Below are 20382 nucleotides of genomic sequence, written 5' to 3'. Positions count from 1 at the left end.
AAAATGTCCTTTACAACGGGTACACATTATTAATAGGTAGAGGCTTTTTTTCTTATTTTTTCAACAGGTCAGTTACTTTTTCAGCAATTTCCAAGTAAATTTTCCCGATTTGATGATCTTCTTGGTAAACAGATGGTGCAAAATCTTCATCATTCCAATCAGGCTGGTTCAGCGGCAAGCGTCCAAGAAGAACCGTATTTAATTCTTCTGCAAGCTTGTCTCCTCCACCGCGGCCAAAAACATATTCCTTTTCACCGGTTAGCTTACTTTCAAAAAATGCCATATTTTCAATCACTCCAAGTACCTCATGCTCTGTTCTTAGTGCCATAGCACCTGCACGAGCTGCCACAAACGCAGCTGTTGGATGTGGTGTCGTAACGATAATTTCCTTACAAGAAGGCAGCATGGTATGAACGTCTAAAGCAACGTCCCCAGTACCAGGAGGCAAATCTAATAATAAATAATCAAGTTCTCCCCATTCTACTTCACTGAAGAAACTATTCAGCATCTTACCTAACATCGGACCACGCCAAATAATAGGTGCATTGTCCTCTACAAAGAAGCCCATTGAAATAACTTGAACTCCAAATCTGTTTACAGGGATAATTTTTTCTCCGCGTACAACAGGCCGATTTGTAATACCCATCATGTCAGGTACGCTAAATCCATAGATATCGGCATCAATTAGCCCAACCTTTTTGCCTAACCGTGCTAAGGCCACAGCAAGGTTAACGGAAACCGTTGATTTACCTACGCCTCCTTTACCGCTGGCAATTGCAATGAAGGTTGTATTTTTTGAATTAAGGAGGTTTTGGTCCTGCTCTGGTTCTGCATTGCGATGTTGTGCTAAGACTTCTTCTGATAGCTCAGCAAATCGGATTCCAACAGTAGCCGCACCTGCTTCTTTTAACACACTAACAATTTGTGTTTGGAGTTGAAGCTGTTCGCTTGTCCCTGTTTTCGCAATCAACACCTTAACACTAACATGGTTCTTTTCTTCTTTAATTTTAATTTCCTCAATAGCGTTTAATTCAGCTAATGGTTTATGTAAAAAGGGCTCTTTGAGGCCGCCCAGAACTTCACGGACATTATTCTCTGTTAACATAAAATGCACCTCACCTATGAATTCTTTTCCATTTTCAGTATACCATAACCGAGACGAGAAACAGTTAATTCAATCACACGTTTATGCAAATCTAAAGTCTGTTTTTACTCATTGCATAAAAAATCGGAAGATGCTTCCATCTCCCTTACTCTGTTTCTTTTAATTCCTTTTCATTTGTAAAGTAACGCAGGATTCCGTTATTTATAGAAGCGGACACTTTTTCTTGATAGGACTCCTTTTTTAGGAGCGCCTTTTCCCTTGGATTGGATAGAAATCCTACCTCTACTAGAACACCTGGTTTTTTCGCATTTTTCAGGATATACACTTGATTGATGGGCTTGGCTTTACGTTCAGTGTTTTCGAGATTTCTTCGGAGCTCTTCTTGGATAAACTTTGCCGCTCGGGCGTTTTCCTTATGATGTGGAGCATAAAAGGTTTGAGCACCACTCCATCTAGAGGATGGAATCGCATTTAAATGAATACTGACGAATAGGTCAATATCTGTTTTATTTATCATTTTTAATCTTTTTTTGAGGTCCTCTACCTTCCTGCGGCTATAGCCCCTCGTATCAGGGTCGGCTAAATCCTCATCCTTTTCCCTTGTCATAATCACAAGAGCCCCTTGCTGTTGTAGGTAGTCACGAACATTTTTGGTGATTTCTAAGGCAATATCCTTTTCAAGCGTCTCGCCCGTTCCTGCCCCGCCATCAGGGCCTCCATGACCAGCATCCAACAAGATTATTTTTCCTGATAAGGGAAGATTCCAGGTTTTCCATGAATTATTTTCACTAAAATCATGCTGTAGTATAAAAAATAACACGATTAATCCTGTAATAAAGCTAATAATCTTTAATCTGCGCTTAGCCACCCATATCCTCCTTCCCGCTCGTCCCTGTTCAGTTAACTATATGGGACAAGGGGAAGTTTTAGAACCCCAAAAAGCACCCTTTAAGCAATGTACATAGAAGCTCTTTAAAAAGGAATTGAGCAGCATGAACCCTTACAGGATGCTTTTTGGGTTTAATGTAATCTCAGCTTATGTCGTCTCTGCCCTTTTTCATAACCCTCTTTCCACCAGACAAAGATATATTGTTCGCATAGATAATATAGCGACTCACTCATAGTGCCTTCTTGACCATTTCCCCAATAGAGCAGAAAATTGTAAAGTGTATCAATCAGATGTTTTTCTTCTCTAAAACACCGTTTTCTTACATCCTCAAGATTATCGCCATAATAGCCAAACTTACTGAATTTAGCCCCCAAGAGGAATGCCTCAAGGGCGACATCATAACAAGCTTCTTCTATTCCTGAATTCATCACAAAGCTATTGGCAAGGCTTGTGGAACCGAAATATTGTTTTACTCTTTCTTTCAATGTATTAATCGATAAATCCCTCAGCACTGAACGTTCATATTTAATCTGCTTTTCACGTCGTTTTTCTTTAAAGGTTGTTATAACTGTCACTTCTTTTCACCTCTTAGGACTATTCTTTATCCCTTAGGTCTAAGAAATGCAAAGTCCTCATTTCCAATTTTTAATATCACTTATTGGGTAAAGTTGCAAACCTTTAATAACTCTTTAACCGCTAATTCATACTCTTTCCAAAATAGGGAAACGATAATTGTAGGCTGAAAAGGACGGTGCAATAATAGATGGGTTGGTTTTCAAAACAAGATAAAGTACTTGAAAGAGAAACGTTGGAAAAAACTCTCAAGCGCTCAAATGATTTTAAAAAAGTCTCTTATATTAATGAACCCACTAATAAACAGTTCTCTTTTTGGTTTATTTCAACTCTTATTGATGAAAGTATTTTACAGGAGAATGTCCTTCCCTATTTATTGGAGAAACCGTTTGAAAAAATTGAAGATGTAAAGAAAATAATTGCCCTCGCTGATGTACAAATTAGCATTAATCCAAGCGAGATTGAACAGAAATTGTTCAGTGGGTATGCCCTTTTAACATTAGAATCTGACAGCCATCATTTTGTTTTTTTAGCGGCACACAAGGAACTCGTCCGAAGCATTTCACCCCCAGAGGTTGAATTTAGTGTAATCGGACCAAAAGAAGCTTTTGTTGAATCGATCAATCAAAATGTGAACTTGATTCGCAAACGCCTTCCTGTCAAAGAATTAATTGTCCAAGAATTAATTGTTGGATCGCTATCAAAAACGAAGGTATCTATCTTATATCTTGAGGGTATTGTGGACCCCGCAAATGTCAAAACCGTTATGGAGAGGCTTAAAAATATTAAATTTGATGCGATTACCGATAGTTCATATATCGTTCAGCTAATATCCGATAATAAAAACTCCCCTTTTCCACAACTTTTGGATACCGAGCGGCCGGACAGGGTTACGGCCATTTTAGCAGAGGGGAAAATAGCCATATTCGTTGATGGTTCACCGCACGCCTTGATTACGCCGACTACACTCGTTGAATTTTTCAGCTCATTTGAGGATTACTTTTTAAATTGGATGTTATCCTCTTTTTTCCGGTTAATTCGGCTTTTCGCTGTTGCTTTTTCGATTTTAGTCACACCTGTTTATGTAGCAACATTATCCTACCATTATGAATTGATACCAACAGACTTAATGAACACTTTAGTCACCTCTCGGAGAGATATACCGCTTCCTCCTATTTTAGAGGCACTCTTTTTGGAGCTGACCATTGAACTGCTAAGGGAAGCAGGAGCCCGTCTGCCTACTAAGGTAGGACAGACAATTGGTATCGTAGGAGGTATTGTCATTGGAACTGCATCGGTTGAGGCTGGATTAACTAGTAATGTTCTCCTTATCATTGTAGCACTTGCGGCATTGGCATCTTTTACAACACCCGTTTATAAAATGGGTAATGCCATTCGACTGCTCCGATTTCCATTTCTGTTTTTTGCCGAGCTTTGGGGACTGCTTGGTATTGTCTTATGTTTTTGTTTCTTAATGACCCATTTATTACGGCTGACTTCCTTAAACAGGCCTTTTTTGGAACCTTTATATCCACCAAGAATAACAGACCTTAAGGATTCCCTAATTAGGCTGCCGTTTAGCAAACAATCCTTACGTCCACAAACACTTAGGACAAAAAAACCTGTTCGTTATCCCTTCAATAATAAAAGCGATATTGACGAATAGGAAGCGGAGGAAGTTCTATGGAACCATTAATACCTGAAAAAGCAAAAATATCTCCTTTTTTAGTTTTTTTTCTAGTCCATACCATGCAGTTTGGTATTGGTATTTTAGGCTTTCAGCGATTAATTGCTCTAACCGCAGGATATGACGCCTGGATCTCGGTCATTATTGCCGGATTAAGTATACATGTCATTCTATGGTTGATGTATAGGATCCTTGATACAGTAAACGGTGATATTATGACGGCCCATTCCTATGTTTTTGGCAAAAAAGCGGGCCGTCTTATCACTCTGCCTTTTGTACTTTACTTTTTATGTGTGGCCTTAACTACGCTGCGGACATTTATTGAAGTGGTTCAAGTATGGATGTTCCAGGATATGAGTACATTTTGGTATGCTTTCGCTTTCTGTGTGCTGGCAATCTATATTATTTTTGGAGGTTTTCGTACTGTCACAGGCATAGCATTTTTTGGAGTGGTTCTTCCCTTATACCTAATTTTCACTTTTTTCTTCACCATCCCCTATGCTGATTTAAGAAATTTACTTCCGGTCTTTGATCACCCTATCAAAGATTTAGTTAAGGCGTCCTATCAAATGTCACTTACCTATCTCGGTTATGAAGTACTGTTATTCTTTTATCCCTTTATCAAAAATCCGCAAAAGTCAAAGAAATGGGCTCATTGGGGTGTCCTCTGTACCACCATTCTTTATACGGCCATAACCATTACAACCTTTTCTTATTTTTCTGAAGGGCAGCTGCAGAAGAGTATCTGGGCCACCTTGACGATTTGGAAGGTGGTCGAGATGCCTTTTGTGGAGAGATTTGAATACATCGGGATTGCCAACTGGAATATTGTCATTCTGCCTAACTTTTGTATTGCCCTTTGGTGTGGAAGCCGTATTTTAAAACGGGCTGTCCACTTGAAGCAGAAATATGGAGTCCTACTATTAACAACGATTGTTTTAATTACGATAAATTTTTTTAAAACACGGGGGCAAATTAACACCCTGACTGACTACACAGGCAAGATTTCTTTTTTCCTTAATTATGTTTACATCCCTTTGTTGTTTTTTCTTGTTTTGATTGCTAAGAAGGTGAAAAAAGAATGAAAATACTAATTTCTCTTCTCATTCTATCTACCATACTTGCCGGCTGTATTCAAAAGGAAATCGTGGATGATGTCAATCTAGAGACTGGAGCCGCTTATGATTATACAAATGGTAAAATACGCGGTACCGCCTTAGTTCCCGTCTATTTATCGGATAAAACAGTGAAAAATAAAACCTTCTCGTCTTCATCTAATTTAAGCAGGGACTTTTTGAGAGATGTACAGCGTCAATCCTCCGATCCACTTGTAACAGGGAGTCTTAAAGTGGTCCTTTTTGGTGAACGGCTTGCAAAAGAAAAGGGAATTTTGGACTTAATTGATTCATTCCAACGTGATCCCAGTATTGGCGCAAGATTATATCTAGCTGTTACAGAAGGTGAAGCAAAAGAAGTCATTAACGGTACATATGGTGAAAGAGGAAATGCTATTTATCTATCCAATCTTATCCGCCATAATATGAAATCAAAGGATGTTCCTAAATCGGACCTGCAGCGTTTTTTGTTTGATTTTAATCAAAAAGGAAAGACACCTTATCTTCCTCGGATAAAAAAATTAAACAAAAAAACTGTAGAAATTAGCGGTCTTAGTTTTTTTCGATATGGTCATGTCGTCGATACCATTCCGCCTGATAAAATGTTCTACTTTAAACTGCTAGTTGACAAGTATAGTAAAGGAACCTTAAAGGTGAATCTTGGTAAAGATGCAGCTGCAATTGAAAGTATTCGTTCCAATTACAAAATGAATCTTGTTTCAAGAAAACCTTTAAAGATTAATATCCGTATAAAGGTTAAGGCGATATTAAATGAATACTCAGGTATCCGTGTAACACCAAAGAAACTAAAAGTGATTGAGAAAAAATTAGAAAAGGAAATTGAAGTGGAATGCCTAAAGTTAACCAAAAGATTTCAATCAAAAAATATTGACCCTGTGGGATTCGGTCATTTTATTAAAAGCAAAACCAGAAAGTTCAATTATAGTAAGTGGGAAGCAGATTACAGGTATTTAAAAATGAACGTTAAAGCAGATGTAACCATAACAGAATCAGGGGTAATAGATTAATTACCCTGTTAATTGGTGTATGCAGCTGCAAGCAAAAAACTCCCGATCCTTTGACCGGGAGTTAAATTTTGGTCCTTTTGACAAATTGCCACAATACAGCCATATATTTATAAAGAACAGCAAAATAACTGACTTCTTATAAATTGAACCCAACGAGTCCAGTATCTTTTATCCCCATGAACCATCCCTATAAAGGAGGAAAGTTATGTTTGGACTTTTTTCTATCCTTAAAAAGCAGAAAGAAAAAGAAAAGGTCGAAGAAATTAAAATAAACTCGCCCATTTTGATCAAATTGGATCGAATTATTGAGTTATTAGAACAGCAGCAAAAGGAAGATAATATGAGGAATATCCATTTCGATACGGTTCAAATCGAACATCTAGAAAATATTGTATTTCGTTTGGATAATATTGAAATCGACCAATTAAGCGGAAAATTAATTATAGGCAATAATATTAGCACTTCAAATGATTTAGCCGAATCCCTTCAAATGCACATGAACTCGAATGATATGAAAAAGGAAACAATGTCTGATCAATCTTCCTCTAATCAAGACCGTATAATAAAGACCTCAAAAGGATTTCGTTTTCATTATGATTCCTAGGCATGATAGGTATCCCCAAATGACATTTTATAGGAATAATTGAAATCAGATCTGTCTTTCAATGTTGGCTATCTTAATATCGCGATCATCAATAGTGGTATCTACCATATCTTGATCATTATTGAGGTTCAAATTACTTAACTGTTGATTATTATGCCCCAATACGGCACCCTGTGAGGTATTTGTTTTTTGATTAGCATCCATCCCATTTACATGGGCTTTGCCAAGGAATATAGAACTGTTTTGCTCGATTCTATTGACATTAATGCCTTCAAGATTAATATTGGTTATTGTATTCTCATCACCTGGAGTTTCAAGAGATATGTTGATATCGCGGTCATCGATGGGTGTATCTACCAGGTCCGGGTCATTTAAGATAGATATATTGTTGAGCAGGAGATTGGATTGACCACTAATATTTCCAATCACACTATTTTCCTTACCATGCGAACTCCAGCCAATTGCAACATTTCTCTCTCCAATAAATATGCCGGATTGTCTTTGCATCATTTGAATATGAATACCACCTGAAAGATTGAGATTTAGAGACCTTAACATCTTTGTCACCACTTTTTAATCTTCATTTAGTTAGTTAGTTTACCTTATGTTAGTGAAATGGGTCTGGTGCAGTTATTAAAAATAACTGTGTCATCCGCCCATACATTGAATAGACTATTGTATTAAATTGAGTGTTATAATTCGAAATATTTTTTTGTATTAAATACGTTTTAAGAAAGGTTAGCTTATCTATGATTAATTTAACGTTAGGAAATATATCAATAACAAGTGTCGGTCAATCATCAGGATTTTTCATGGGTGGAACAAATACACATAAAAAGTTTCATTCTAGTCAGGTCGTGAATGAAGTGCTTGGAATATTGTCCGGCGATGAAAATAGGGTCACCGAAAACAAGTGGTTGGAAAACAATCAAAAAGAGAGGAGTGAATAAATCATGGCTTCCCCTATTCTTTCTCCAACCTTTCATATCGGAACGATTAAAATCGGTTCGATCGAAGGTGCCTCATGTTTTAGTATCGGGAACAATTTTATCGAGGACTTTAAAAACACAAAAAAACACAACCAAGGCTTAGGCAATATTCATGGTGATCGAAATAACCTTGCACATATGACTGCGTCATTAACCAATCATGAAAAAGAGAGCAAAGGAAATTTGGAGCCCCCCAAAAAGGACAGCAATCAAAAAAACCCTTGATTAATCAGAGGGTTTATTGTTTTTTCTCTTATCAACTTATATATTTCCACCGCCCCCGATATTCGGCTTTAGGTCTTGGTCAAAGATAACCCCATCTAACATTTCAAAGCTATCTGCAATATTATTTACATTCCCCGCCATTGCATTATTAAAACCATAGACTCCCCCCATGTTTAAATTATACTTCCTGTTCGCATCCATTCCATTTACAACACCTTCGCCAATAAAAATAGCCGAACTAGCTTGAGGCGAATTTACGTTAAAAACACCTAAATTAATAACAGAAGGCATTCTAGTTTCCTCCTATTCTCCCTTACTGAGTACACTATTTTATGTATAAACCATAGTCCATGTGAGGAAATAACCTAAATGCCAGATTTATTAATCGATGTGACACTCACAATTCCATGAACAGTCCAATTCGAGGAATATAATTTATCTTAAAAAAAGACCCCCAACCAATATGGTTAAGCGTCTTGGATATTCTTGGTGATCAATTAGACTTTATAAACTTAGGAAGCCCAAACAGTTAACAAAATTGTTTCTCCTAGCTATTCAACCCCCCGTTTAACCAGGCACGTGGACGGTATGGACCAGCCGGGATCTGAATCAGACTTGTTTTTTGCTTCGAATTAATCCTGTAAAGTTCATCACATTGGTTTGCATCAAATCCTAATAGCGGGTGCCCCCCCATCCCTAATGCGCACGTTACCAAGAGCAGTCTTTGCAAAAGGATCCCAGCTTCCATTTGTTGAATGCGGTATCCTCTATACCCCAATTCCTTTTTTAGATGGTCCCTGTCTCCTACAATATGCAGTACTAGCGGAACTTGAAACAGATTTACATTGGGCATTGTTAATCCATATTGCAAAAACTCCCGGAAATCCCCCTGGGTTATTCTCCGAAGTGCATGAGCGCTTTGGTCATAAGCGTAAGCACCATTTGGAATACCCTCCACATTATAAAAACTGCCATACAAACTGACACGAGTCTCAGCATTCTCATGAGTTTCATTTAGATCATTCTGATACGATAAGGAAAATGTTTCTTTTAACAATGTGGATAATTGCGTCTGACTGATCTTACCTATCATAAAATCAGTATTAGGGGAACGCCTCTCCCTGCAAACGGACGCAAGATCATATGATAGGCGCTCGGTAAATGGAAGCATGATTGCCTCCATACCTAAGGCAGGTTTTACACGATTATCGATTCTTATTTTCGAAAATAAACTTGTTGTTTCCAGCATCGAAGCTTCATTCATTTTTCTCAGTAGCGGATAATCGATAACTCTCTTTGATCGATTATAGGTCTCATGGGAAATAAATGGAACTTCCTGCGACAATTGTGTATCAGAAACAATTTCTCCACCCTTATTATCCTTGTCAACACAATGGATTGATGGATGAATGGAGAGTGGGATAATCGCATATACGCTTTCATCCTGTTCGGTTAGTCCAAGTAAATGATTGATAGACCGATCAAGAAATTGATAGCATACACGTGAAGAGAATCCCATCTGATTAGCCACTTCTAACGCTTGCCCTATTAAAACACCAGCGTCTAATCCTTGGAGCCTATAAGAAAAATTATTATATTTGTAGAAGTTTTTCCAAAAAACGGTCGAGACAAAAACAGTACAGAAACAATCGGACAGCTCACAGCTATTTCCAATACTTCTGGATAAGTAGAAATCGTGATTTCCTTCTCGCAGCAAAAGGAGGCGGTGATGCGCCACATCGTAATGGTAAATTCCCATCGGTACGTCCTCAAGCTTTATATACACGTATAATTCATTGGGGTACAAGGCCCCTCCGGAGGGAACAAATCTTCGTAATAACTGTGCATAGCTTATATTGGCTTTTTCACCGGTGTCCTCGATGAAGGCGGTTTGAGCGTATTGAGTAAGTCCATATACATACCATAAGAAATGGCCAAGTTCCTCTAGTGCAGGCTCTGCATGAGCTTCTCTTCCCTTGAGAGTTAACGGTACATCTCCGGATAGGGAGATCTCTGGCAGGCCGCGGTAGAGTTTATAGGGAAGCGGTGCATCCTCCCAATCCACTTGCCAATCTGGAGGAGCGCACTTTTCCGTATCAAAGTGAAGATGATGCAGAAATGTTTCAAGATTCACTTTTACACCTCCTATTTTTCATTATGGAAATGGGTGAGGATATGGATTAAGCTGTTCATACGATAACGGCTGTTTGGTAAATCCAAGTTTCATTGGCACTTGAAGGACCCTTTCCAGCCCTCGAACACGAGTAAGGTGATGTCCGAATGTCATCGGCAGCATACCAGGAATCAATACCTTAACACAGAATAATCCGTTCCGTTTGGTTATTGGAGTTGTTTGGTCCACCACAATGACCTCGAGGTCTAATTGTCGGAACCTATCAAGAACAGCCTGAAGATCATCCTTTAAATCGGTATTCTCCGGAGGCTTTTTGAATTCCTCCGCAAACGTTCGTAATGGACGATTATCCTGTAATAAAAAGTTCAACCGTTCCTCTGCTTCCGGCAGACCGTAAAGCAGGCCATGGTCCTCCATATTACGGACTGCAAATGAATCATTTAGCATTTCTTCATATTTTCGCCGGTTTTCCTCCAATATTTTGTCATGCCTAACCATCATTCCAGCAAGCTCGTAAATCGAGCTTTTTACCGCTCTTACAGGATCAGGATTAGCTCCTGCCGCGCAAATAAGGTTCACACCTTTTGATCTTCTGTTTTTTGCCACTGCCCAAACACTCGGAATTTCATGTTCCATGGTCGAATTATAAAAATAAACGTCATACCCCTGAACCTCACGTATCCTATCAACCATCAGCTCTAATTCTTTATCGTTTGCTGAACGGAGATCAAGACGCGGAAGGGAGAGCTGTGCATACCACGTTATTAAGAAGGAATCCCTCTCTACGACCTCCATAATGCCATGGAATATGGCTTCCTCGATACTTCCTCCTAATGCACATCCGTTGGAGGTTTCATAAACAAAGCCCTCCCCATTAATGCCCAAACTGTAATAGGCGAGTAACTCCGGAACCAGTATAGGACGTTCTTGTAAAAACGAATAGCCCCAGACCCAATTCATTGGGGCATCAGGATGAAACGGTTTAAACGGAAAATGAAGCTTTGCATATTGCTCCTGATCATGTAAACCGACTCTAGCCGGATTTAATGCAAAATCCTTTAAATGGCGATAACTATCACGAACTTTCTTCCTTTTACCTTGAGGCTCGATTCCGCAATATCGCTCTAACCCCTCCAATATAGCCGTTAACTCACTTATTTCATAAGAATTAGTACGGCCAGCTACTCCCTCATCAGCCCCAAACAACGGCATGTTAACCAAAACATCGGCAAATGGCAGCCTTAGATCCTCCATTTTTCCATTCATGATGCCCGTACGATCATCCAGATAGTCTTCGACCAGCACTGTTTTCAATTCATCCATCGAACGGCAGCGATAACCGGTACCATTTAATTTAGGGCTGGACTCTAATCTAATATGAGCTAATTCTGGTGTGTCTTCAGGTAATGGACTGCAAATCGAGCACACTGGATCAGGCAAGAAAACGTGACTGGATACTGTTAACGTTCTCAGATTGGTAATGAACATCCGTTCTTCTAAGGGAGAGGACTCTCCTTGAAGAACTTTCTTCACTTCGTTACTGATGAAGTTTGCCATTTGCGATAGTCCCGTTCTTGAAGCCCATGCATCACGCTGGATATCCGCCCCTGTTGTCAAGCTTCTCTTAATCTCCCACATTTCATAGCGATCAGGGCCGGCAATCAAGCGTCGTTTGTCAGCACAGAGAGAACATCCCGGTCTGTCGTGCCGTACTAATGGACCAATGATCCCCTCACCGAACGAAACGAAACCTCGAAGCCAAGGGATACCAGCTGTCCTAAATCTCTCTTCCGCTTTTTGATGAATGGATGGATGCCAAGCATCGCTAAGCACCAGGGCTAATTCTGTTTCTTCGGGAATCTCTTCGAAAATGCCTTGACGTCTTACTAGATAGTTGGTAGACAATTGATCGCAGACATAATCCGCTAATAAACCGTCTCCAGTAATGAGAATATGGGCAGTCATTAGGAATCCCCCTCTCGTACCTGCACACCATACACCCCTGCCAGCTCTTGTTTTAAAAAAGGCTCAATCGAGAGGTCATAGACAAAGAGCTTTTTGCCGCTTCTTTTCAAGACATGTATGGAAGATTGTAATAGCTCTAATTGTGTCATGTCATCACAAGAGATGATTTCGAGTTTGGTTTCCTCTTTTTCCAGATAAATCATAGACTCCTTCTCTTGCCTAACGACAGAATTCACCCGATTTTGAGCGTCCAATAATGCTTGCTGCAATGTATTTTGTAATGCCAATGTTGTGTTTAAACCTGTCCCTGTGTACCAACAGCCATTTGATCTTACCCATACAATAGGGAAGCCTAATACATCTTCTTTTAAACCAATGGTCGGAGCACCGTTCAAGGTGGTTAGGGCATTTAAATAAAATCTGCATCTTTTATCTTCTATGGCTCCAATTGACACACGAAAAACCTTATTCGGGTGGTCCTCCTGTCTTTTTTTCAATTTTTCATCCAGGTAGGCTTGCAGCCCTCGACAAACAGCTTCTGCAGTTGTTTCTCCTGAACCAATGCCAAGAAACCCATCTGGAAGATTAACATCCACTTTATTTGTCTGATTAAGGAAGCCAAAACTACCGGAATCTATCATTTTGGAAACATACATTTCAATGCCCTTTAGACCGGCATTCCTTCTTGCTTCTTCATGTGTCAGCCCCGAACAGATAACTTTCGGCAGCAGTTTTGCCGGTCCCTCTGACACTGGATCAACGGCCTGAACATAGCATTGGGAAAGAGGAAGCTGTATCAAATTCCGTTCCTCCCAGGTATGGAAAATACCTATTTCTTTTGAAGTTAAGCGACCGAAATATTCCAAAAGCAATCCCTGCTGTTCATTCCTGTCTGCTTCTAGTTTAAGTTTTACGTCAAGATCTTCAACCTGTTCAGGTGTTAGCTTTATAGACATTACCGATGGATGTGGGATGAATGAAAGCCAGTCTCCTTCTAACGTTTCGAGGTCAAGCATGTAAATCTGATTACTTTGGTTTGAATCTGCTATTCCTGTAACCTTCTTGAAAAATTCGAATGCAGAGACATTTGCCAAAACCGCTCCTGAAGTGGAAGAGAAGCCCAGAGGCTGCCTATCTTCTTGTACCGAAGATTGATGAATTCTGCGCCATGCAGACTCGAAGCATCCCTCTGATTCTGGATGGGTTAACGGGCCAGAGAACCCAACTCCTTCTAAATAGATGGCGGGAAGAAATGCCTTCTTTTCTTCTTTGCAAAATTGATTTAGATTCCTTAATTCATTTACATTTCCATCCTGAGAGACATACAGAATCCAATCATAGGGCTGAACTGCATCTTTCCAAACATCTTTTCCCGCCCCTTTAGGATAGGGTACTTCCACCATCTCGACATCGGAATCTATTTTCCTCGCATTCTGCACAAGCAAATTAAGCCGCTGCCTATTGGTCGGAACCGTATCTGTGACCATGACATTTAATTTAGGCAGCCCCGAATCCAATAATGCAGAAACCAACGATACAAGGATAGGTCCAGAGCCCACAGCCAAGACGCTAGCCTGACGATACTTTTGAAAATGGTATGCACCTGATTCGACAAAGTTCTCGATAAATTCAATTTGTGAAGCATACTTTTCTAGAACTTGACGATTTAATTGATGGGGAATATCTTTGCTTACATCTCGAACAAATCCATTCTTGTACAACGTTTCTCCGATTTCATATACCCTGTCACGGTACGCTCCCGTTAACCCCTCCGTCAAATCTCCCAATGTTTGCTCCCCATTGAACATTGGCAGCAATTTCTCAATCCACGGATAAATGGTTTTGCCTTCCATTCGGAAGGAACTTACGTTATTCCTAAAATAGACACCCCCCTTTTGATCCGGAAGAAAAAATGTATCCCTTTTGGCCTTCAATCGTGAGGACGAGGTAAGTTTTATCATTCAGCGCCTCCTTATTCCTTATCGTTACAACTTATGCACTATCAGTTTATGTACGCTTTTTTGTCCAATATGATAAACATAGTAAAGAAGTGCCCCCGCGGCACAAGCCGGTGCGGGAGCACTTTTTTCATAGCACAATCTCTCTTCCTGTAATTACCAATAGACAAGATTAAATAAAACCGATGCCAAAGCCAAAGCAACTAAAGCCAATGCCAACGCAACTAAAGCCGAAGCAGCCGCCACATCCGCCGCAACCACCACAACCACCGCAACCGAAACAGCCGCCGCAGCGAAAGCCCCCACAACGGAAGCCGCCGCAATGAAAACCGCCGCAACGAAAGCCTCCACAGCGCCCCCACATGCGCGAATCCTGGAATTGTGGAGCGAATGGAACTACCTCACCAGCTTGAAAAGGGTCCAATGCCAACCCTTGCAGTTCATTTTGAAAATTTTGCATTTTATTTCCTCCCCTTTGTATTTAATCACCAGGTGAAACAGAAACCTGACAAGAGAGCATAAGTTCATTTGTCAATTTTGTGTAAAATAAATTTCTAGTGCTGATGTACTCTCTTCAACAAAATATGGTTTTTTCTGGGGCGTTGTTACTGATGTAAAAGCCTATTTTACTTTGAAGGTCTAAAGGAATGCTGCTTGTTTGCAGAAGATTACTTAAGAAGGACACTATAAAAATACAACTGTGATGAAGGTACATTAGTACAAATCACTGCTATCTAGTCAACAAAATATAGGCAAGTGTATATCCCTTGGGCACAAAAAAAGACCCCAACTTAGTGGTTGAGTGTCTTTGAATGTCCGCAGGATTTTAACCCTAAAACTCTTAACCCGATGAAGCATGCGATTTCATGCGAATATCGTAAGAAGAAAATAGTCTGCCGTATAAATAAGCAAAACTGAGTTGTAGACATGAGGCTATGTAAAAAGGCAAGGATAGGGAACCCAATCCAAAAAGATAGCCTGTAATATACGGTCCAATGGAGGTGGGCAGCCTCATTGAAAAAAGATTGATGCTTGACGCAAAGCCGCTCCGCTGGTTACGTGTTAAACTCACACTCAGCGCCTGCTGTGCCCCCTGCGTACCTCGATTTAAAGCCGTTCGAAGCATATAAATGGCAGAAACGAGTGCGTATGATGATAGTAAGGGCATCAAAATCAAAAGCAGACTTCCGATAAAACGGATGAAAACAATGGACCGGATTGTCCCATGTTTATGAGATAATCTTGCTTGTAAAATGGAGGTAACTCCGGTCGCAAAGAAAGTAACAGCCAGTGTACTGCCAATTTGAGCATGGCTTGCCCCAAATTTAGCCGAAAACCAATAGGACATCATCGGCCCGGTCAGCCCGATGGCAATCCCATTAAGTATGTTAATGGCTGCAAGCTTCAATACCGCTGCATTTTCTTCATGCAAGATTTTCTTTTCTTCATTCCTCCGTCCCTCTTTTTTGTTTCCTTGGCGGTTTTCGGCTTCTCCTCCTTGAATGGTTAAAATGATGGAGGCTGTGATCAACGATGCAACGAGAATATAGCAGAATAGAAGGTGATAAGGAGATACTCCAGTTTTCAAAAAGGATGCAGCCCCCGCTAGTACTGCTCCCGCCCCCATTCCGAAAAAACTGAGAGCATTATTCAAACTGTATACTCTGCCGCGTTCTGCTGTTGGGACAAAGGATGCCAGCCAGGCCTGTTCTGCAGGGGCGCATGGACTGGGTGAACCCACGTCTGCTTTTCCAAATCCGGAAAGTGTAATCACAATAGACAATAAAATTGGGTTAGTGGTTAATACCCCGACCAATGCACATCCGGCGGTAACTAGTTCAGAAATAAGGACAAACGGTTTTCTGCCAAGCCTGTCACTATAAACGCCTATAAAGGGTGCAAAGACAACACCGAGCAATCCTCCTGCAGCAAGCACACTGCCAATTGCTGCCGTGCTCCACCCCAGCGCATCGAGATACAAAGCCAATTCCACTACCATCATGCCTTGTCCAATACTGCGAATAAAATTTACCAGCATGAGTCGCTTGACCACCGGATGAATTTGACCAATTTCTATAAACTTCATTTTGATCACTACCTTTTCATTTTTATAGGTAATATTTAGGTTACCCAGTTTCTTCATAAAAGGGTGCCATTTCTCAATTTCCTTTATTCATAGACATAAGCACAACAAAGTTAACCCTGGCATAACATGTTTACATGGGATTTATGGTGAATTAAGGGGTAACCTTAAGGACCGGTAAGGGAAGGATTGGATATGGCAGGTAAATGGAAGGGACTTATTCAAATATTTAAAACGAAATATTTATAATTCTGTATTGGCTTAATGTCACACGGAAACCCCATGGTATGCCAACGCCTTTTCACTATTGATTGAACACAGTCGAAAAAAAAATGGTGCTAGAGGGTATGTACGTGTCCCCTGCAGCACCACTTTGGCAAACGCCTATTTTTTTATAACCGTTTCATTGCAGATTGGTCCTGAGAATACCTCCGATAGATTAGGGGTGATGATGATTCAAACGGTTTGCTGTTGGCATCCTGTACAGCTTTTTCAATTAAATGATGTTCTGGTGCCCATTGGCAGACTGGGTCCGTCGCATAAGCATCTCCCGTTAAGGCAAAAGCCTGACAGCGGCACCCGCCACCATCCTGGTGCTTCAAATCACAAGGGAGGCAAGCTTTGGGCATCCACTCTTCCCCACGGAAACGGTTAAAAGATTCTGATTCATACCAAATATTTTCTAGCGATGACTTACGGACATTTTCAAAAGATAACCCTTTGATTATCCCTGCGGTTGGACACGGAAGGGCAATTCCATTCGGCGCTACCGTTAGACCAATAGCTCCCCATCCCCCCATGCAAGGCTTGGGTGCAGATGCATAATAATCAGGAATAACCCAAATAATTTCCATTTTCCGTTTCAGTCGTGCTTTAGCGGCTTCATAGACTGCACTTGCACGCTCAATCTGGTCCCTGCTTGGCAGAAGTTTCTCCCGATTCAACAGCGCCCAGTTATAATACTGGGTGTTCGCCAGCTCCAACCGCTCGGCTCCCATTTCTTCCGCAAGCTGAATGATTTTATCCACCTGATCAAGGTTCATTCGGTGTAACACCACATTTAATGACAAATGCATTTCTGCCTGTTTTACAGCAGTGATAGCTTCCCGTTTTTTCTCAAAGGCTTTATATCCACCGATAAGATCGGAAAGCTTCGCTTCTGCCGCTTGAAAACTCACCTGAACATTTGCTAAACCGGCTTCCTTAAGCCGAATCGCTTTTTCCGTTGTTAAGCCAATGCCGCTTGTAATGAGATTGCCATACATCTCTAATGCAGCAGCGTGGCTGATAAGGGATTCCAGGTCATCCCGCAAAAGTGGTTCGCCGCCAGAAAAATGAACTTCTACTACTCCCAATTCGGCGGCCTCGGACAAGACCCGGCTCCATTCCTCCGTTGAAAGTTCCATGGCTTCCTTAGCCATTTCAATAGGGTTTGAACAATACGGACAATTCAAAGGACAGCGATGGGTTAACTCAGCAAGCAGCGAATAAGGGGGTTGAACCGCACTATGGCTCTTCGTTTTCATGCTGAACCGCCACCCATCCAAGATCCGCCATCTCCTGTAAAAATCCGGAAATGTCAGACTCCATTGTTTTCAAATCGGGCAAAGCATCCGAACTCCTTGTTTCTGAGCCTGCCATTAGAGAAGTCCTGATGTATTCAGTGATGGTGTTTACGGTCCGGCTCCCGTCGCATAAACGAAGGATCGATGCTGCAGTTTCGTTTAGGACTACAACCTTTTCCGGTAGCAAAAGGAGATGTTTTTCTCTCACCTTATCAAATTTTAATCGCGCCTTTGCAGCGAGTTTTGGAAGACTGCCAGCTACAAAAATAGACTCCACCACCAATCATTTATTCTTCCCATTTTACGGTTTAGGGGGATAGGCCTTTTCCATCGCATCAAGCTGTGCCCATAATACATCACATTTGAACCGCAAGGCGTTGACAGCCCGCTGCTGTGCTTCCGGTGTTCGACATTGGGTTAAAACAAGTCTGAGGGCCACATCTGAATCACAAGGTGCCTGAGTCAAGCGGCTTTGAAAATAATCAAGCCCTGAACGGTCAATCCAAGGATACAGCTGCTCAAAAACTTTTATCCTTTTTGAGATAAGGTCAGGCGAAAATAATTCCGTCAGTGAGGAGGCAACAGCTTCAATCCACGGTTTTGTCCTGGCGAAGTTCACATAGGCATCCACAGCAAATCGAACGCCCGGGACAACATGCTCCTCCCGTATGACTTCTTCCCGAGACAATCCTACCGCTTCTCCCAGCCGCAGCCATGCTTCGATACCGCCATCTTCTCCACGCCTTCCGTCATGATCAAGAATACGGCCAATCCACTCTCGCCTCAGTTCCCTTGACGGCAGATTGGACAGGATTGCTGCATCTTTAATTGGGACTGATTTCTGGTAGTAGTATCGGTTGGCCACCCAGCCGCGGATCTGTTCTTTACTTAAGTTTCCTTGGTGCATCACTATATGAAATGGATGTTTGTCATGATAGGAAGAACGCCCTACATTCCTTAGCCGCCCCGTGAATTCATCCGCCGGCCAAAGCTCTTCTCCTTTTTTATCACGGCTAACGAACCCTTTTTGCTCCAGCATCATCACACCTCCATTTCCATACCATCATAGGCAACTTCAATACCAAGCCGCTCCAATGTATACCTCTCCACTGAGTCCTTTTTCAAAATAGGGTTGCTGTTGTTAATGTGGATTAGGATTTTTCTCTCTGCAGGGAAAGAGGCTAATAACTCCAAGGTGCCTGATGGTCCGCTAATCGGTAAGTGGCCCATGCTTCTTGCGTCACGAGCAGCTGCCCCCATCCCGGTTAATTCATCTTCCGACCAAAAAGTTCCATCTACCATCAGAATATCGGCTTTCTTTAAACAAGCTTCTATAGCCGGAGTGATATTTTCTAATGTAGGAAAGTAAGCAAGACACCTGCCCGAATCCTCATTATGAAGAACCAGTCCAACCTCCCAAATATCTTCTTGATAGTCCAGCTCCTGGGTCGACTTGGCATAGAGCGGCGGTTTTTTCGAAACGAGAACCGGCTCAACGATGATGGTTCCTTCTGCTCCTTCATGTAATGGTTCCACCCTTTGCAGAATGCCTGGATCAAGAGACTGCCATTCCCATAAACAATAGTTTTTTAGCATTGGAAACACCGGAAAAGCGGATTGCAAGCAGCTTCGTACCATCTTGGTCCCATAAATCGTCATACTGGAGCCCTCCCGCAGTGACAATAGCCCAATCGTATGGTCGAGCTCCGCATCGGTTAAAAAAACACCTGCAAGAGGGGTCTCTCTTATGCCTGGACCTGCATTTAGTGGAGCAAACGATTCAATTTGCCTGAGAATATCCGGTCCTGCATTGATGAGGTACCAGTCCTTTTCATTGGCAGTTACCGCAAGCGAAGATTGTAATAACGGCCGGAATGAAGTGTTTCCTGAGCGGACTGCCCGACAGTTGGGACAGGCACAGTTCCACTGCGGAAAGCCTCCTCCGGCCGCTGCTCCTAATACTCTAATTCGAATTTGGTTTCAGTCCTTTCCCTTCAATGCGGGCATTATTTTTTTCAATATTCCGCGGTTTTCCAAATAACCTGCCAACCTGCCAACCTATCGCCATATTCACCACAGCCATCAGGATAAATAGCAAGTAGTCCCCTATTGGATCAGGAAGCAGGAGATCTACAAGCAGCCAGCCTCCTGCTGTAGCACCCCCGATCATCACGCCCATCACTGATTTTAAGTAACGATTCATTTGCACACCCTCCGTGTTTTTGGTGAAATTCATGAACAAGAGGCAAGCAGTTGCGCTACTTGCCGATGTAGGAATACATCGTCACCTCGGAAGAAGTGTTGATTATTTTGTACTCAGGCTTTATCCACATGTGATCCCCCCCTTTCATGACACTTTCAATAATGATTATTTTTTAAAGGAGTGTCGGATTTTACCTTTCAAAACTATCCTATGTCGGCGGAAACATCAAAATAACTAGAATTTCAACTTGAAGTATTTT

Annotated in this window: 22 protein-coding genes; 6 read left to right on the top strand and 16 right to left on the bottom strand. The window is 41.3% G+C overall.

The features are described 5' to 3' along the window. Nucleotides 1-52 precede the first annotated feature (52 nt). From AAHB15_RS23920 to AAHB15_RS23910, 3 genes are all read right to left on the bottom strand, one after another. On the bottom strand, nucleotides 53-1105 hold the full coding sequence (locus AAHB15_RS23920) for a P-loop NTPase (RefSeq protein ID WP_342043494.1): 1053 nt from the start codon (nucleotides 1103-1105) through the stop codon (nucleotides 53-55). Nucleotides 1106-1250: 145 nt separating this feature from the next. After that, nucleotides 1251-1973 (bottom strand): N-acetylmuramoyl-L-alanine amidase CwlD, encoded by a 723-nt coding sequence (gene cwlD / locus AAHB15_RS23915; RefSeq protein WP_335574695.1) that lies wholly within the window; start codon nucleotides 1971-1973, stop codon nucleotides 1251-1253. 152 nt (nucleotides 1974-2125) lie between these two features. After that, nucleotides 2126-2569: a YbaK family protein gene (locus tag AAHB15_RS23910; RefSeq protein WP_098532365.1), complete on the bottom strand. Its 444-nt coding sequence runs from the start codon at nucleotides 2567-2569 to the stop codon at nucleotides 2126-2128. Nucleotides 2570-2757: 188 nt separating this feature from the next. On the opposite strand from AAHB15_RS23910, the gene AAHB15_RS23905 reads away from it, so the two are divergent. From AAHB15_RS23905 to AAHB15_RS23890, 4 genes are all read left to right on the top strand, one after another. Beyond that, the gene (locus AAHB15_RS23905) at nucleotides 2758-4233 is read left to right on the top strand and encodes a spore germination protein (RefSeq protein ID WP_335574696.1); all 1476 of its coding nucleotides are present in this window, start codon (nucleotides 2758-2760) and stop codon (nucleotides 4231-4233) included. Between the two features lie 17 nt (nucleotides 4234-4250). Beyond that, nucleotides 4251-5339 (top strand): GerAB/ArcD/ProY family transporter, encoded by a 1089-nt coding sequence (locus AAHB15_RS23900; RefSeq protein WP_335574697.1) that lies wholly within the window; start codon nucleotides 4251-4253, stop codon nucleotides 5337-5339. Beyond that, entirely contained in the window at nucleotides 5336-6397 is a 1062-nt protein-coding gene (locus tag AAHB15_RS23895; RefSeq protein WP_335574698.1) for a Ger(x)C family spore germination protein, read from the top strand. Before AAHB15_RS23900 ends, AAHB15_RS23895 begins: the two co-directional genes overlap by 4 nt. A gap of 205 nt (nucleotides 6398-6602) precedes the next feature. Then, on the top strand, nucleotides 6603-7001 hold the full coding sequence (locus tag AAHB15_RS23890) for a hypothetical protein (protein ID WP_335574699.1): 399 nt from the start codon (nucleotides 6603-6605) through the stop codon (nucleotides 6999-7001). A gap of 45 nt (nucleotides 7002-7046) precedes the next feature. Here the strand turns inward: AAHB15_RS23890 and AAHB15_RS23885 are convergent, their stop codons facing one another. Continuing rightward, nucleotides 7047-7559 carry a hypothetical protein gene (locus AAHB15_RS23885; protein WP_342043493.1) on the bottom strand — a complete coding sequence of 171 codons (513 nt, stop codon included), beginning with the start codon at nucleotides 7557-7559 and terminating at the stop codon, nucleotides 7047-7049. Between the two features lie 191 nt (nucleotides 7560-7750). On the opposite strand from AAHB15_RS23885, the gene AAHB15_RS23880 reads away from it, so the two are divergent. Both AAHB15_RS23880 and AAHB15_RS23875 read left to right on the top strand, forming a co-directional pair. Continuing rightward, nucleotides 7751-7951: a hypothetical protein gene (locus AAHB15_RS23880; protein ID WP_335574701.1), complete on the top strand. Its 201-nt coding sequence runs from the start codon at nucleotides 7751-7753 to the stop codon at nucleotides 7949-7951. A 3-nt stretch (nucleotides 7952-7954) separates the two neighbouring features. Next, a complete protein-coding gene (locus tag AAHB15_RS23875; protein WP_144568273.1) occupies nucleotides 7955-8215 on the top strand; it encodes a hypothetical protein in 261 nt (86 codons plus the stop codon). A 36-nt stretch (nucleotides 8216-8251) separates the two neighbouring features. Here AAHB15_RS23875 and AAHB15_RS23870 read toward each other — a convergent pair whose 3' ends face one another. The 12 genes from AAHB15_RS23870 to pqqA form a co-directional block, all read right to left on the bottom strand. After that, on the bottom strand, nucleotides 8252-8506 hold the full coding sequence (locus tag AAHB15_RS23870) for a hypothetical protein (protein ID WP_144568272.1): 255 nt from the start codon (nucleotides 8504-8506) through the stop codon (nucleotides 8252-8254). A 256-nt stretch (nucleotides 8507-8762) separates the two neighbouring features. Next, nucleotides 8763-10349 carry a SagB family peptide dehydrogenase gene (locus tag AAHB15_RS23865; protein ID WP_335574702.1) on the bottom strand — a complete coding sequence of 529 codons (1587 nt, stop codon included), beginning with the start codon at nucleotides 10347-10349 and terminating at the stop codon, nucleotides 8763-8765. A 21-nt stretch (nucleotides 10350-10370) separates the two neighbouring features. Next, nucleotides 10371-12314, bottom strand: a complete 1944-nt coding sequence (locus AAHB15_RS23860; protein ID WP_335574703.1) for a TOMM precursor leader peptide-binding protein — start codon at nucleotides 12312-12314, stop codon at nucleotides 10371-10373. Beyond that, nucleotides 12314-14275, bottom strand: coding sequence for a putative thiazole-containing bacteriocin maturation protein (locus AAHB15_RS23855; RefSeq protein ID WP_335574704.1), 1962 nt, complete (start codon nucleotides 14273-14275; stop codon nucleotides 12314-12316). The genes AAHB15_RS23860 and AAHB15_RS23855 overlap by 1 nt, the downstream gene beginning before the upstream one ends. Nucleotides 14276-14444: 169 nt before the next feature. Continuing rightward, nucleotides 14445-14732 (bottom strand): heterocycloanthracin/sonorensin family bacteriocin, encoded by a 288-nt coding sequence (locus tag AAHB15_RS23850; protein ID WP_342043492.1) that lies wholly within the window; start codon nucleotides 14730-14732, stop codon nucleotides 14445-14447. A gap of 381 nt (nucleotides 14733-15113) precedes the next feature. Then, on the bottom strand, nucleotides 15114-16358 hold the full coding sequence (locus AAHB15_RS23845; RefSeq protein WP_342043491.1) for an MFS transporter: 1245 nt from the start codon (nucleotides 16356-16358) through the stop codon (nucleotides 15114-15116). A 389-nt stretch (nucleotides 16359-16747) separates the two neighbouring features. Beyond that, the gene (pqqE, locus tag AAHB15_RS23840; protein ID WP_335574706.1) at nucleotides 16748-17881 is read right to left on the bottom strand and encodes a pyrroloquinoline quinone biosynthesis protein PqqE; all 1134 of its coding nucleotides are present in this window, start codon (nucleotides 17879-17881) and stop codon (nucleotides 16748-16750) included. Beyond that, nucleotides 17862-18200, bottom strand: a complete 339-nt coding sequence (gene pqqD / locus AAHB15_RS23835) for a pyrroloquinoline quinone biosynthesis peptide chaperone PqqD (RefSeq protein WP_342043497.1) — start codon at nucleotides 18198-18200, stop codon at nucleotides 17862-17864. The genes pqqE and pqqD overlap by 20 nt, the downstream gene beginning before the upstream one ends. 21 nt (nucleotides 18201-18221) lie before the next feature. Continuing rightward, nucleotides 18222-18959 carry a pyrroloquinoline-quinone synthase PqqC gene (pqqC, locus tag AAHB15_RS23830; protein WP_342043496.1) on the bottom strand — a complete coding sequence of 246 codons (738 nt, stop codon included), beginning with the start codon at nucleotides 18957-18959 and terminating at the stop codon, nucleotides 18222-18224. Nucleotides 18960-18961: 2 nt separating this feature from the next. Beyond that, on the bottom strand, nucleotides 18962-19888 hold the full coding sequence (pqqB, locus tag AAHB15_RS23825) for a pyrroloquinoline quinone biosynthesis protein PqqB (protein ID WP_342043495.1): 927 nt from the start codon (nucleotides 19886-19888) through the stop codon (nucleotides 18962-18964). Beyond that, on the bottom strand, nucleotides 19884-20123 hold the full coding sequence (locus AAHB15_RS23820; protein ID WP_215009947.1) for a hypothetical protein: 240 nt from the start codon (nucleotides 20121-20123) through the stop codon (nucleotides 19884-19886). The genes pqqB and AAHB15_RS23820 overlap by 5 nt, the downstream gene beginning before the upstream one ends. 55 nt (nucleotides 20124-20178) lie before the next feature. Further along, the gene (gene pqqA / locus AAHB15_RS30295) at nucleotides 20179-20253 is read right to left on the bottom strand and encodes a pyrroloquinoline quinone precursor peptide PqqA (RefSeq protein ID WP_396897392.1); all 75 of its coding nucleotides are present in this window, start codon (nucleotides 20251-20253) and stop codon (nucleotides 20179-20181) included. Between the last annotated feature and the right edge of the window lie 129 nt (nucleotides 20254-20382).

This window comes from Bacillus sp. OTU2372, from assembly GCF_038440275.1.
Lineage (GTDB): Bacteria > Bacillota > Bacilli > Bacillales > Cytobacillaceae > Neobacillus > Neobacillus bataviensis_B.
Note: the sequence above shows the minus strand (reverse complement) of the source record. Positions and strands in the feature narration are given on the sequence as shown.